This window comes from Alloalcanivorax xenomutans (assembly GCF_900217905.1).
Lineage (GTDB): Bacteria > Pseudomonadota > Gammaproteobacteria > Pseudomonadales > Alcanivoracaceae > Alloalcanivorax > Alloalcanivorax xenomutans.
In genome coordinates, this window is the sequence record NZ_OBMO01000010.1 from 149,431 (window position 1) to 163,384 (window position 13,954).

A 13,954-nucleotide genomic window follows, 5' to 3' on the forward strand; every position below is an offset into this window, starting at 1 on the left:
CCATTGGGAGCCCTTTTCGTTGCTGTACACGAACGAGGGGGCATCAGCCCCGCTGGTCAGATATCCAGGTTGGATACGTACAAAGCGTTGGACTCGATGAATTGACGCCGGGGGTCCACATCATCGCCCATCAGGGTAGTAAAGATCTGATCCGCCGCGATGGCATCTTCCACGGTTACCTGCAGCATGCGACGGGATTCCGGGTCCATGGTGGTTTCCCACAATTGATCAGCGTTCATTTCACCCAGACCTTTATAGCGCTGTACGTTAATACCGCGGCGGGCCTGTTGCATCAGCCATAGCATGGCCTCGGCGAAATCCCGGATCGGACGGCTCACCTCGCCCCTGACCACCTTGGCATCATCGGCCAGCAAGCCCTCCAGTGTTTCCCCCAGCCGAGCGATGCTTTGATAGTCCGGCGACTCCAGAAAATCCAGAGTGACTTGATATTCGCGGACTATGCCGTGAGCGAGTACTCGCACACGTGGCAAAAACAGGCCCCGCTCCATATCTTTCTCGGCGCTGATAGTGAACTTCTGGATGTTATTTCCGAGATTGGCCAGGCGCTCCTGCAATTTAGCGCACCAGTCCACCATGAAAGCCTCATCTTCCAGCTTGCCTTCATCGATGCTGGGCAGATAAATCATCTCCTCCAGCACCTGAGCCGGGAATACCCGTGATTGACGCTCGACGAGCTTCATGACTTTCCGGTATTCGCCAATCAGGTTGGACAGAGGCTCCCCACTGATCGGCGGTGCCTCGTTACCGGGGTAGAGCGCGGCCTTATCCAGAGCCAGAGTAGTCAGATACTCATCCAGTGCGGGGTCGTCCTTGATATAGGTTTCTTGCTTACCCTTTTTCACCTTATACAGAGGAGGCTGAGCAATATAAATGTGGCCGCGGACAATCAGTTCCGGCATTTGACGGAAGAAGAACGTCAAAAGCAGGGTACGGATGTGAGAACCGTCCACGTCCGCATCCGTCATGATGATAATGCGATGATAGCGAAGTTTATCCGCATCATACTCATCCCGGCCGATACCACAGCCCAATGCCGTAATCAGCGTCGCCACCTCCTGGGAGGAGAGCATCTTATCAAAGCGGGCCTTCTCCACGTTCAGGATCTTACCCTTCAACGGCAAGATAGCCTGATACTTACGGTCCCGACCCTGTTTGGCGGATCCGCCCGCGGAATCACCCTCCACGATATACAGCTCCGACAGGGCAGGGTCTTTCTCTTGGCAATCCGCCAGTTTCCCAGGCAATCCGGCGATATCCAGCGCCCCTTTACGGCGTGTCATTTCCCGGGCCTTGCGTGCGGCATCCCGCGCCCGAGCCGCATCGATAATCTTTTGAACAATGTTCTTGGATTCGACCGGATGTTCCAGTAGAAAGTCCTGGAAACGCTCCGTCATGGTCTGCTCGACGGCGCTTTTCACCTCCGAGGACACCAGTTTGTCCTTGGTTTGGCTGGAAAATTTTGGATCTGGCACCTTCACCGAGATAATCGCGGTTAGTCCTTCCCGGGCATCGTCTCCGGACGGGTTGGCTTTCTCCCGCTTCAGGAAGCCTTCTTTCTCCATGTAGTTATTCAGAGTCCGGGTCAAAGCCGCCCGAAATCCGGCCAGGTGAGTACCGCCATCCCGCTGTGGAATATTGTTGGTGTAGCAGAAGATGTTCTCCTGATAGGAGTCATTCCACTGCATTGCCACCTCTACGCTGATGCCGTCTTCACGATCCACCTGGAAGTGGAACACCTGATTCAGCGAATTCTTGTTCTGGTTCAGATAGGTAACAAAGGCACTTAGTCCGCCTTCATACTCAAACACATCCTCATCACCACTGCGTTCATCCACAAGATGGATGCGGACACCGGAATTCAGGAAGCTCAGCTCCCTCAGGCGTTTGGCCAGGATATCGTAGTGGAATTGGATATTGTTGAAGGTGCCGGAAGATGGCCGAAAGCGGATAGCGGTCCCACTGCTTTCCGTGGTTCCAACGACTTCCAGAGGCTTCTCCGGAACTCCGTCATGGTAAACCTGCTCGTGAACCTTGCCGTGGCGGCGGATGGTCAGCTTAAGAGTTTCAGAGAGGGCATTGACCACGGAAACCCCCACGCCATGTAAGCCACCAGAAACCTTGTAGGAGTTATCGTCGAACTTCCCTCCGGCATGCAGCACCGTCATGATCACCTGCGCAGCACTGATTCCTTCTTCCGGGTGGAGATCCACGGGAATACCACGACCGTTATCTGTAACGGAAACGGATTCATCAGGATGGATGGTGACTTTGATCTCGCTACAGTAGCCCGCCAGGGCTTCATCGATGGAGTTATCCACGACCTCGAAGACCATATGATGCAAGCCGGTGCCGTCATCCGTATCGCCAATATACATGCCGGGCCGCTTGCGAACGGCATCCAGGCCCTTGAGAACCTTGATGCTGGATGAATCGTAGCTGTTTTCCGCCATTTTCTTCCCTTACGAGTCGTTCGATATCCGCTGAATCCGTCCATGTTCCACGTGGAACATTCGGGCGGCAGCACCGCTGTTTTCAACGGTGGCGCGCCCTAAATGGTCCGCGTCCACCGCCGTGATCAATGTCTGATGGTTCCCCATGGTCAAAAAGCGCAACAGGGTGTCCCTATGAGTCTGATCCAGCTCAGAGCCCAGATCATCCACAAGCAGAGTGCAGACCTTGTTTGCTTCAGAGATCATGGGGAGCTGAGAGAGTACCAGGGCATAAGACAAAATTTTTGCCTGCCCACGGGAGACACGATCCCGGGCCACCACACCATCTTTCGTGATTCTGACATCCGCCCGATGGAAGCCCGCATGGGTAAAACCTCGACGTCGGTCTTCTTCCTCGGTCCGAATCAGCGCCTGGAGATAATCTTCACCAGGGCGCAAACCAGTATGCAGCTCCAAATTAACTTTGAGATCAGGAGATAACTTCTCCAGAATCTTTCGCCACTCTGCTTTCAGCCGAGCCAGATACGGTCTGCGCAACCCTTCAATAGTAGCAGAACTGGCTGCCAGTTTCTGGTCCCAATAGCGCAGCTCCCTTTGCGACGCCTGTCCTGTCCTAAGTAACGCATTGCGTTGCCTGAGTAAGGCATTCGCTTCTTTCCAGGCCGCGAGAAAAGAATGTTCCACGTGGAACATTCCCCAATCCAGAAAACGCCGGCGGACAGAAGAGGCGCCAAATATCAAATCCACGGACTGAGGGTGTAATGCCAGAACAGGAAGCAGGGTAGCTACATCACTCAAGGCGGAGGGTGTCTGGCCGTTGAGCTTTAAGGACTCAATGCCGGATAAGGCTCTTCTGACCCCCAATCTATCCTGCTTTCCAGATGGCTGATCAATCACAGCGAACAAGGTAGCCGCGGGCGCACCATCCCGAACCAGACGAGACAGTCTCCCCCCACGAAAAGACCGCCCCCCACTACCGATAAAATAGATGGCTTCCAGCAGGCTGGTCTTGCCGCTACCATTGGCGCCCAAAATGAGATTCAGCCCTGGAGAGGGCAAAAAATCCGCCTGATGATAATTTCGAAAGTCTGAGAGACGAAGTTCGGTGAGCATAAGGGGGAGGGGGAAGGGGGCCTCGACGTGCTCGAGGCCCTGCTGCCGGCGTCAGAGGCGCATCGGCATGACGACGTATACCGCCGCTTTATCTTCCGGATCGGTAATCAAGGCACTGCTATTGCTGTCTCCCAGCTCAAGATCCGCCTGAGGACCATTCAGAGTGGTCAACACATCCAGCAGATAGCTGACATTAAAACCGATCTCCAATGGGGAGCCATTGAAATCAACGGACACTTCCTCTTCCGCTTCTTCCTGCTCCGGGTTGTTCGCTACCACCCTCAAACTCCCCTCGGACAATTGCACCCGAACCCCACGATATTTTTCATTGGAGAGAATCGCCACACGGGCCAGGGCCTGCCGCAGAGTTTCGCGATCCGCGAGAATCCGGCGTTGACCGTCTTTCGGGATGACCCGCTCGTATTCAGGGAACTTACCGTCCACCAATTTGGACGTGAAAGTGATTGCGCCAGCGACAATACGAACATGATTGCGCCCGAGGGTCAGGCGCACCATCTCGCCAGCATCCGCCAGAATACGAGACAACTCCATAACCCCTTTACGCGGCAGAATCACGGAGGCTTCCTGATCCGGCCCCTCCAGCTCCGCGTCGCATAAGGCCAGACGATGGCCGTCGGTGGCTACCGCACGCAGTGCTCCTGGGCGCAACTCGAACAGCATACCATTCAGGTAATAACGCACATCCTGCTGTGCCATGGAAAAGGCGGTACGATCAATTAAGCCGCGCAAAACACCCGGCGCGATATCAAATCCGGACGCGGCCTTATCCTCTTCCTGACTGGGAAACTCGGAGGCGGGCAAAGTAGACAGAGAAAACCGGCTACGGCCGGATTTCACCAGCATTCGTTCGCCATCCACCTCAAAACGAATCTCCGCCTCCGCCGGCAAACTCTTGACAATATCAACCAATTTGCGAGCTGGGACCGTAGTCTCGCCGCCCTGGTTTTCCCCCTCCAGCGGCAGGCGAGCCACCAGCTCCAATTCCAGGTCGGTGCCCGTCAGCGCCAGCCAGCCATCGCTGACTTCCACCAGCACATTGGACAGCACGGGCAGCGTCTGCCGCTTCTCAACTACCGCCGCTACCTGCTGCAGCGGCTTAAGCACCTGTTCACGGTTGATCGAAAATTTCATGTCCCTTTCCCGTCATCGATGAGCCGACCCCAGCGCCGTCAAGACGTGAGAGTTCTCAGCAAATTTTGGTAATCTTCCTCAATTTCGGGACTAGTTTCCCGAAGTTCATTCACTTTTCGGCAGGCATGCAACACCGTGGTGTGATCACGCCCACCAAAACTGGCGCCAATCTCAGGTAAACTGTGGCTGGTCAATTCCTTCGACAATGCCATGGCGATCTGCCTCGGCCGCGCCACTGAACGAGTCCGGCGTGGTGAGTGCAGATCCGGAATCTTGATCTTGTAGTACTCAGCCACAGTACGCTGAATGTTATCGATACTGATCTGTCGCGCCTGCAGCGCAATCAGATCCTTCAAGGCTTCCTTGATCAAACCGATATCAATCTGCGCCCCGGTAAACCGCACATGGGCAATGACCCGGCGCAGGGCGCCTTCCAGTTCCCGTACATTGGAACGAATACGCTGGGCGATAAAGAAGGCCGCGTCATTAGGCAGCTCAATACGGGCCTCTTCCGCCTTCTTCTTCAAGATCGCCACCCGGGTTTCCAACTCCGGCGGCTCCAGCGGCTGAGATAACCCCCAGCCGAACCGGCTCTTGAGACGTTCCTCCAGACCATCCACTTCCTTGGGAAACTTGTCGCAAGTCAGGATGATCTGCTGCCCATTCTCCAACAGAGCGTTGAAGGTATGGAAGAACTCTTCCTGGGACTGCTCTTTTCCTGCAAAAAACTGAATATCATCAATCAGGAGCGCGTCCACGGATCGGTAGAACCGCTTGAATTCATTGATGGTCTTGTTTCGCAGCGCGGAAATCATATCCGCGACAAAGCGCTCGGAATGCAGATAAACCACCTTGGCGTTGGGATTACGCCGCAACAACTCGTTGCCCACCGCATGCATCAGGTGCGTCTTGCCCAGCCCCACGCCACCGTAGAGCAGCAAGGGGTTGTAACCATGGCTGGCCGGGTTCTCCGCCACCTGCTGGGCGGCGGCGCAGGCCATGCGATTGGACTTACCCTCAACGAAGGTCGGAAAGGTGAAGCCGGTATTGAGGTTACTACGGTGCTTGGCCGCCAACCCCACATCAGAGGGGGGAGCCGGTGGCGGCGCCGGACGCGTTTCCGTCGTTTGAGCTACTGCCGCGGGGCGAGGCTCGGGCGCCTGGCGCTTGGGGATAATCTCGGTCACCCGGGAACTACCAACCTCAAGACGCAACTGGGGCAGGGGGCCTTGTTCCATCTCCCCCATGACCTCGCCGATACGCTCCATATACTTGTCGCGGACCCAATCCACCACGAAACGATTAGGCGCGAACAGCGTCATCTCCGCGCCATCGGCGGATACCGACACCTGCAAAGGGCGAATCCACATATTGAACTGCTGTGACGGCAACTCGTCCTCAAGTCGCGTCAAACAGCGATTCCAAAGCGTTTTGGACACATCCCCGCCTTGCCAGAAACCGTGAATTTGAACGGGCCATTCTATACCTCTGAGCGTGTAACTATCCACAGCACGGCAGGTCTTTTTTCGCTTATCTTTTTCTGTGGATAACTAGGTCCGCAACCCTGTTGGCAGGGGGGCGTATAAGTATGGGGATAACCGGTTGAACTGATTTCTCCCACAGTTCCGGACAGCTTGTCCCAGCTTAGTCACCAGGAGTTACACACAGTTATACGTCGGTTACTCACATCACAACACACTGATCTACTTACACTTTTCCGGCTTATCCCCAGAATTGGCTTTGCCTATAAGAACTACTATCACTAAATAAGAAAATAAATATTTAAAGATATTGATAAGCTAACCCTCCCATCCGGCAAAGCGCTTGACAGAGAGACAAGCCAGGGCTAACATCCGCGCCCTCTTAAGACTTCCACAGCGGGGATGCCGCCATGAAACGCACATTCCAGCCGAGCAATCTGAAGCGTAAGCGTAACCACGGCTTCCGCGCTCGCATGGCTACCAAAAACGGACGTAAGGTACTGGCCGCTCGTCGCGCCAAAGGCCGCAAGCGGTTGGCTGTATAAGCCAATCGCTGTTTCTTCTGGTGGCATCACCGGGGTATCAGACACGGTGAGCCCATCAGTACCTCTCCCCAGTAACTCCTCTTCCCGATTCGGGTTTTCCCGCGATCTACGCCTGCTTGACGGCAAGGCCTTTCAGACTGTGTTCGATCAAGCCGATTGGCGCATTGGCCAGCAATGTTTTCTGCTATTGGCTCGGGAAACCGATCAACCCTTGCCACGTCTGGGCCTGGTGATCGCCAAACGTCGCATTCGGCGTGCGGTGGACCGTGGTGCCGTGAAACGCCGGATCCGCGAACAGTTTCGTTTGCGCCAGCACGAACTGACCGGCCTGGATATCGTGGTATTGATGCGCGGACCCCTGCCAGCCGGAAAGGAAAACTGGACCCCTCAGTTGGCGCGGCTGTTCGACAAGCTGCTTGCCAAGCGTAGGCAAGACTGAGAAACTGCCCCCCGCTTTTCCGCCAGCCGAATACAAAGCTATGGATATCCCCCGAGCCCTTGTCATTACGGGCATTGCCGTTGTCTCCTACCTGATGATTCAGGCCTGGCAGCGAGACTACGCCGCCCCGGACACCGTCGAGCCGCAAATCAGCGAGCAAGTGGCGGGCAATAATGCCGATAGCAACGCCAATACCACGGGCAACGACCTGGTGCCCGATCCGCAGGAGCATACCGACCCGACGGCATCCTCCATTCCCGGCGGAGAAGTAAGCGACAGCATTCCGGACAACAAAGCACAAAACGGTGGTGCCATTCATGTCACCACCGATGTGTTGAACCTGGAAATCAACCCCCGTGGTGGCGACATCGTGCGCTTGAGCCTGCCGGCTTATCCTCGCCACGCCGACACGCCGGATCAGCCCTTTGTGCTGCTGGAGAACACCTCCTCCCGCACCTATGTGGCTCAGACTGGTCTGATCGGTGCCAATGGCACCGATTCCGCTTCCGGCCGTCCGGTGTGGAGCAGCGCCGAACAGAGCTACCAGATGGGCGATGCCCATGAGCTGAACGTGGATCTGACACTGACCCAGGACAACGGCGCCAAGATCACCAAGCGCTACACGTTCGAGCGCGGCAGTTACCTGGTGCGGGTAACCCACATTGTCGAGAACAATAGTGGAGAAACCTGGAGCGGCCAGCTCTACGGCCAGATCAAGCGTGATGGCGGCGATGATCCGGGCCTGTCCAAGCAAGGGTTCGCGCCCATGCCCACCTATCTGGGCGCCGCCTACTGGTCCAGCGAAAAGCCGTACAACAAGCTGAAATTCGGCGATATGGAAGAATCCGCCCTGCGTACCACGCAGGAAGGCGGCTGGATCGCCATGGTTCAGCACTATTTCCTGTCCGCCTGGATCCCTGATCCGCAACTGCAGCAGACCTATTCCACGGTGTACCAGAAGAACCGTGACCAATACCTGTTGCGGTTCGTATCCCAGGGACAGAAAGTGGCTCCCGGCGAAACCGGGCAGATGTACGCTGAGTTCTACGCTGGCCCGAAAATCCAGGATCACCTGGAGGCCATCAGCCCCGGGCTGAACATGACCGTGGACTACGGCTGGCTGTGGTTCCTGTCCCAGCCGATCTTCGCCCTGCTGGTGTTCCTGCAAAGCGGCAAGCTTTCCATCTTCGGTCTGAATATGGATTTGGGCGTCGGCGTGGGGAACTGGGGTGTGGCGATCATCCTGCTGACCTTCATCATCAAGGCGCTGTTCTTCAAACTCAGTGCCGCCAGCTACCGCTCCATGGCCAAGATGCGGAAGGTGGCTCCGGAGATGCAGCGTATCCGCGAAGAGCACAAGAGCGACAAGCAGAAGCAGCAAATGGAGACCATGAAGCTGTTCCAGCGGGAGAAGATCAATCCGCTCGGCGGCTGCTTGCCGATTCTGGTGCAAATGCCGGTGTTCATTGCCCTGTACTATGTACTGCTGGAATCCGTGGAGCTGCGTCAGGCGCCGTTCTTCCTGTGGATCCAGGATTTGTCGGTCATGGACCCGTACTTCGTCTTGCCGATTCTGATGGGCGCGTCCATGTTCCTGCAGACCCGTCTGAATCCGACGCCGGCGGACCCCACCCAGGCCCAGGTAATGAAATGGATGCCGGTGATCTTCTCGGTGTTCATGCTGTGGTTCCCGGCGGGTCTGGTACTCTACTGGCTGACCAATAACCTGCTGTCCATCGGCCAGCAATACATCATTACCCGCCGAATCGAGCGGGAGTGATGACAGAGGGGGCCGTTGGCCCCCTCTGTGATTCCGGTTCCGGGTAAGCTCATCATGTCCGCCACTGATTCCGATACCATCGTCGCCATCGCCACCGCCCCCGGCCGTGGCGGTGTCGGCGTGGTGCGGCTTTCCGGTGATCGCGCGCTGGACATCGCCGCCGGCGTGGTCGGTGATCGGCCATTACAGCCGCGCCAGGCTCATTTCCGTCGTTTTCGTGATGAGCGGGGAGAGGTCATCGATGAGGGACTGGTGTTGTCGTTCCCCGGCCCCGGCTCCTTCACCGGCGAGGATGTGGTGGAATTCCAGGGGCATGGCGGCCCGGTGGTGCTGGATATGCTGGTCCGCGCTTGCCTTTACCACGGCGCCCGTCAGGCCCGGCCCGGTGAATTCTCCCAGCGGGCGTTCTTGAACGACAAACTGGATCTGGCTCAGGCGGAAGCCATCGCTGATCTGGTCGATGCCGGCACCCAGGCGTCGGCCCGCGCTGCTCTGCGCTCCCTTCAGGGGGCGTTCTCCGAGGAAGTGAATCGGTTGGTGGAGCAGTTGATCCAACTGCGCATCTATGTGGAAGCCGCCATCGATTTTCCCGAGGAGGAGATCGACTTTCTCTCCGATGGGCGGGTGGCCGCTGACCTGCGGGCATTGTTGGCGCAAGTGAACCGGGTACTCGCCACTGCCCGCCAGGGGCGCCTAGTCCGTGAAGGGCTGACCCTGGTCATCGCCGGGCGGCCCAATGCCGGCAAATCCTCCCTGATGAACCGCTTGGCCGGTTTCGACGCCGCCATCGTTACCGAAGTGCCCGGAACCACTCGGGACGTGCTGCGTGAATCGATCCAGATCGATGGCCTGCCATTGAATGTGATCGATACCGCCGGCCTGCGTGAAAGTCCTGACCGGGTGGAGCAAGAGGGGATTCGCCGGGCATACGAGGAGATGCGCAAGGCGGACCGGCTGCTGGTGGTGGTGGATTCGCAAACCGGAACCGAATCCCTGAAGGAGCCCGCCTTGTTACTGCCGGACAGCCAGAAACAGCTGGAAAATCTGGAACTGCCGGTCACCATTGTGCTCAACAAGGCCGATCTTAGCGGGCTGGCGCCTGGTCCCCTGGACGGCCACCCGGACACCTTCGTGATTTCCGCCGCCTCGGGAGAGGGGCTGGATGCGTTGCGCGACCACCTCAAGGCCGTGGCCGGCTACCAGAGTACCGACGAAAGCCCGTTTTCCGCGCGCCGCCGCCACATCACCGCCCTGGAGCAGGCCCTGGCCGCGCTCGATAAAGGCCAGCGCCAACTGGGTGATCACGCCGCCGGCGAACTGCTTGCCGAGGACCTGCGCGCGGCACAGAAGGCCCTTGAAGACATCACCGGGGCCTTTACCGCCGACGATCTTCTGGGGCGGATTTTCTCGTCGTTCTGCATCGGCAAATAGCCTGGCTCAATCCTGCTCCATCCAGCGGGCCAGCTCCCGCAGTTCCGCCCGGTCCCGCTCCAAGGCTAATGCCTGCTCCGCCCGCGCCAGTGCCAAGCGGGCATGAAGCCGGGCGCTGGCGCGAAAGGAGCCGCCGTAAGAGGCCAAGACCTCGAAGGCCTTCTGCAGGCGAATCTGCACTTCCAATAAGGCCGCGCCGTCCCGGGCGATGGGGTTGAACAGATCGTCGAAAAATTCCCTTTCGTCGAGCAAGGGAACCCGGATCCGGGGCCAGCGCACGGTATCATCCGCTTCACCACGTTGGGTATGCCAGTGATGGAGAACCCGCACCGCCCGTCCGATCACATCAATGGCGGTGCCGGGGTCATTGACCGCTGGGGACAACGCCCGCGACGCAATTTCTGAAAGTACCACCAGGCCGAAGCGGGGATCCTGGTCGAAGGATCGTTCGTCATCCACGGTGAAATGCTCCCGCACGGAAGAGGTGTCGTCGTCGGTGGCGCCGATCAGCCAGGCAACGGGCCGGGCCGGATGCACAAAACCGCCCGGAAGGGCGGTCAGGTAAATCTCGGCATCGTTCTGTTCCGCCCACTGGGCGAGCGCTTCCACGTCCACATGTTGAATGTAACCCACCAATGTCGGGTAGACGGGAAGAGCCTGGTCCGGAATCGGCTGGTCGGGGGAGAAAGGTTTGCCGCCCAGGGCCGGGTTGGCGGCACGCTGAATAATGGCCGCGCAAGTGGCCTGTTCCACCCGGTCGGTGGTTTCACCCACCCGGCCGAGGCGCGACAGATGTTCAATCCAGCGCAGAATAGTGACGACGATAATAACGATCACCACCAGCGTGACCAGAAACAGAATCACCCGGCCGCCTTCGCCGTAGGCACCGGTGCTGAGGGCCACCAACCCGACCAGACTGAACAGGAAGGAACCAATGAAAGTGGCCAAGACGTTCTGAGTGGTGGTGTCCTGCATCAGCAACCGCGTGGCCCGGGGAGTCACGTTGGTGGTGGCGGCGCTGTAGGCACTGACCATGACACTGAGGGAAAAGGTGGTGACCGCCAGCATGCTGGAAGCCAGCACATTGAGAATGGTGTCCACGGCTTCCGCGCCAATGCTCACCGGTATATCCGGTGGCAGCCAGCGCTGGCCGATAATGGCCAGCAAAGAAGTGGCCACGGCGAGAATGGCGAACGCGGTGGCCCGTACCCAGAGGGCGCGGGAGAACTGGACCAGCAGCCACTGCCATTTTGAAAACATCCTTGCACTCCTTGCCCTGACGATGGCTTCAGAATACCTCAGAGACGCGGGGTAGTGGGGGTCGTTATTGGTATCCGGTCGGCGCTATGATCGGATCTTTCGTTTGCATGGGAGAACACGATGACAATAACGAACTTCAGCAAGCCCCAGCACGACCGCTATTTTGAAGATTACCAGGTGGGCACCACCTATGACCTGGGCTCCATTGAGGTGGAGGAGGAAGAAGTGCTTTCTTTCGCCCGCCGCTTCGACCCCCAGAAGATGCACACCGATCCCGAGGCCGCCGCGGCCGGCCCCTTCCAGGGGCTGATCGCCAGTGGCTGGCACACCCTCAGCCTGATGATGCGGCTGATGGTGGATAACTATGTTTCCACCGTGGCGGGGCTGGCTTCCCCCGGGGTGGATGAGGTGCGTTGGCACAAACCAGTACGCCCCGGTGACCGGCTGTCCATGCGCGCCACCGTCCTTGAGGCGCGCCCGTCCCGCTCCAAACCCGATCGCGGCCTCATTTACTCGTTGATGGAAGGCGTCAATCAGCATGGCGAAGTGGTGGCCAGTTTCAAAGGCATGGGGCTGATTCTCAAGCGGCCGGTTTGAGGCGGTATCGGCCATGACTATGGCCGGAATTGCCCGCGCTCCCCTGGACGTCCAACCGGGCCTTGCCGATACTGACCTTTCACTTCCCGGCTGAGGAGAACGGTCATGAACGACACACGGGTGGAGAAGGATTCCCTGGGCGAAGTGGCGGTACCAAAGGCGGCGTTGTGGGGCGCGCAGACGCAGCGCGCGGTGAATAATTTCCCAATCAGCGGCCGGCGGCTGCCGTTCCGTTTCATTCAGGCGGTGGCCCGGATCAAGCGTTGCGCGGCCTCGGTGAACGTGGATCTGGAGCTGCTGTCCGAGGAGCGGGGTGACGCTATCCGTTCGGTCTGCGAAGCGCTGATCAACGGCGAGCATCGGGATCAGTTCCCGGTGGACGTGTTCCAGACCGGTTCCGGTACCAGCACCAACATGAACGTCAATGAGGTGGTGGCCCATCTGTGCCAGACCCAGGGCGTCGACGTGCATCCCAACGATCACGTCAATCTCGGCCAGAGCAGCAATGACACCATTCCCACCGCCATTCACGTGTCGTCGGCGATGGCCGTTAACGAGCAATTGATGCCCGCCCTCGAGCATTTGATCACCACGCTGGGGTCGAAGGCCGGGGAGGGCAAGGATTTGGTCAAAACCGGCCGCACTCACCTGATGGACGCCATGCCGGTGACGGTGGAACAGGAGTTGCGCACCTGGGTGCTGCAACTGCAGGCGGCCAGCCAGCGTCTGGCTGGCGCCCGGGACGAATTGCATGCCTTGCCGCAGGGCGGTACCGCGGTGGGGACCGGTATCAACGCCCATGCTGAGTTTGCCGAGCGCTTCGTCGATGCGTTATCCGATGAAACCGGACATCCGTTTACCGCCATGCCGTACCCGGCCGTGGCGCAGAGCGCCGTGGATGCACCACTGGCACTGTCGTCGGCATTGCGCGGTCTGGCGGTGGTGTTGATGAAAATCAGTAATGACCTGCGCTGGATGAACTCCGGTCCGATTCATGGTTTGGCGGAAATTCAGTTGCCGGCCACCCAGCCGGGGTCGTCGATCATGCCAGGGAAGGTCAATCCGGTGATCTGTGAGTCCGCCACCATGGTCGCCGCTCAGGTGATCGGTCTGGATCAGGCCAATACGGTGGCGGCGCAGAGCGGTAATTTTCAGTTGAATGTCATGTTGCCGCTGGTGGCCGCCAACCTCCTGGATATGGTGGAGTGGCTGGCCAACAGCTGCCGGAATCTGGCGGATCAGGCTATCGCCGGGCTGACTTACAACCGTGAGCATCTGGCCGAGGGCGTGGGGCGCAATCCGATCCTGGTCACCGCTCTGAACCCGGTGATCGGCTATGAGAAGGCGGCGGCCATCGCCAAACAGGCGTTCGCCAGCGGCCGGCCGGTGATCGATGTGGCGGCGGAGCAGACCGACCTGTCGGTGGAGGAACTCACCGCTTTACTCGACCCGCTCAAACTGACGCATCCGGCGGCCTCTGACTCTTGAGTCAGCCGCCGCTCGTGACCTCGACGATCAGCTGTGACAGGCTTGGCGCCGGGCTTTTGTGACCACCTCCGCTGGTGGTCACCCTCCGGGCCGTTGCCAAGGCAACGTCAAGAATCGCTCCCGGCGATTTTATGTGGGGAGGCCAGGCGTGGCGCCGGTGTCCGGATTCGCCACTGTGACAATAAAAATGTGATGGA

The 13,954-nt window shown here is 58.5% G+C and carries 11 protein-coding genes; 6 read left to right on the plus strand and 5 right to left on the minus strand.

Going from position 1 to position 13,954, the window contains the following annotated elements; all coding sequences use genetic code 11:
- Positions 1–56 precede the first annotated feature (56 nt).
- Genes gyrB through dnaA form a run of 4 tightly spaced genes read right to left on the minus strand, consistent with a single transcriptional unit; the run spans position 57 to position 6,175 of the window.
- Positions 57–2,471, minus strand: a complete 2,415-nt coding sequence (gene gyrB / locus CRO06_RS09935; protein ID WP_097058350.1) for a DNA topoisomerase (ATP-hydrolyzing) subunit B — start codon at positions 2,469–2,471, stop codon at positions 57–59.
- Between the two features lie 9 nt (positions 2,472–2,480).
- Entirely contained in the window at positions 2,481–3,584 is a 1,104-nt protein-coding gene (gene recF / locus CRO06_RS09940; protein WP_097058351.1) for a DNA replication/repair protein RecF, read from the minus strand.
- Between the two features lie 51 nt (positions 3,585–3,635).
- Entirely contained in the window at positions 3,636–4,736 is a 1,101-nt protein-coding gene (gene dnaN, locus CRO06_RS09945; RefSeq protein WP_022997395.1) for a DNA polymerase III subunit beta, read from the minus strand.
- Between the two features lie 38 nt (positions 4,737–4,774).
- Complete coding sequence (gene dnaA / locus CRO06_RS09950; protein ID WP_026948801.1) at positions 4,775–6,175, minus strand: chromosomal replication initiator protein DnaA; 1,401 nt, start codon at positions 6,173–6,175, stop codon at positions 4,775–4,777.
- A gap of 452 nt (positions 6,176–6,627) precedes the next feature.
- Between dnaA and rpmH the strand changes: the two genes are divergently transcribed.
- The 4 genes from rpmH to mnmE are packed head-to-tail and all read left to right on the plus strand — an operon-like array spanning position 6,628 to position 10,412.
- Positions 6,628–6,762: a 50S ribosomal protein L34 gene (rpmH, locus tag CRO06_RS09955; RefSeq protein WP_022997393.1), complete on the plus strand. Its 135-nt coding sequence runs from the start codon at positions 6,628–6,630 to the stop codon at positions 6,760–6,762.
- Between the two features lie 46 nt (positions 6,763–6,808).
- Positions 6,809–7,201 carry a ribonuclease P protein component gene (gene rnpA, locus CRO06_RS09960; protein WP_055100278.1) on the plus strand — a complete coding sequence of 131 codons (393 nt, stop codon included), beginning with the start codon at positions 6,809–6,811 and terminating at the stop codon, positions 7,199–7,201.
- 40 nt (positions 7,202–7,241) lie between these two features.
- The gene (gene yidC, locus CRO06_RS09965) at positions 7,242–8,981 is read left to right on the plus strand and encodes a membrane protein insertase YidC (protein ID WP_026948799.1); all 1,740 of its coding nucleotides are present in this window, start codon (positions 7,242–7,244) and stop codon (positions 8,979–8,981) included.
- A gap of 54 nt (positions 8,982–9,035) precedes the next feature.
- Positions 9,036–10,412 carry a tRNA uridine-5-carboxymethylaminomethyl(34) synthesis GTPase MnmE gene (gene mnmE / locus CRO06_RS09970; protein WP_026948798.1) on the plus strand — a complete coding sequence of 459 codons (1,377 nt, stop codon included), beginning with the start codon at positions 9,036–9,038 and terminating at the stop codon, positions 10,410–10,412.
- A 6-nt stretch (positions 10,413–10,418) separates the two neighbouring features.
- Here the strand turns inward: mnmE and CRO06_RS09975 are convergent, their stop codons facing one another.
- Positions 10,419–11,672 carry a DUF2254 domain-containing protein gene (locus tag CRO06_RS09975; protein ID WP_022997389.1) on the minus strand — a complete coding sequence of 418 codons (1,254 nt, stop codon included), beginning with the start codon at positions 11,670–11,672 and terminating at the stop codon, positions 10,419–10,421.
- Positions 11,673–11,792: 120 nt separating this feature from the next.
- On the opposite strand from CRO06_RS09975, the gene CRO06_RS09980 reads away from it, so the two are divergent.
- Entirely contained in the window at positions 11,793–12,269 is a 477-nt protein-coding gene (locus tag CRO06_RS09980; protein WP_022997388.1) for a MaoC family dehydratase, read from the plus strand.
- Positions 12,270–12,374: 105 nt separating this feature from the next.
- Complete coding sequence (locus tag CRO06_RS09985; protein ID WP_022997387.1) at positions 12,375–13,757, plus strand: class II fumarate hydratase; 1,383 nt, start codon at positions 12,375–12,377, stop codon at positions 13,755–13,757.
- The last annotated feature ends 197 nt before the right edge of the window (positions 13,758–13,954 follow it).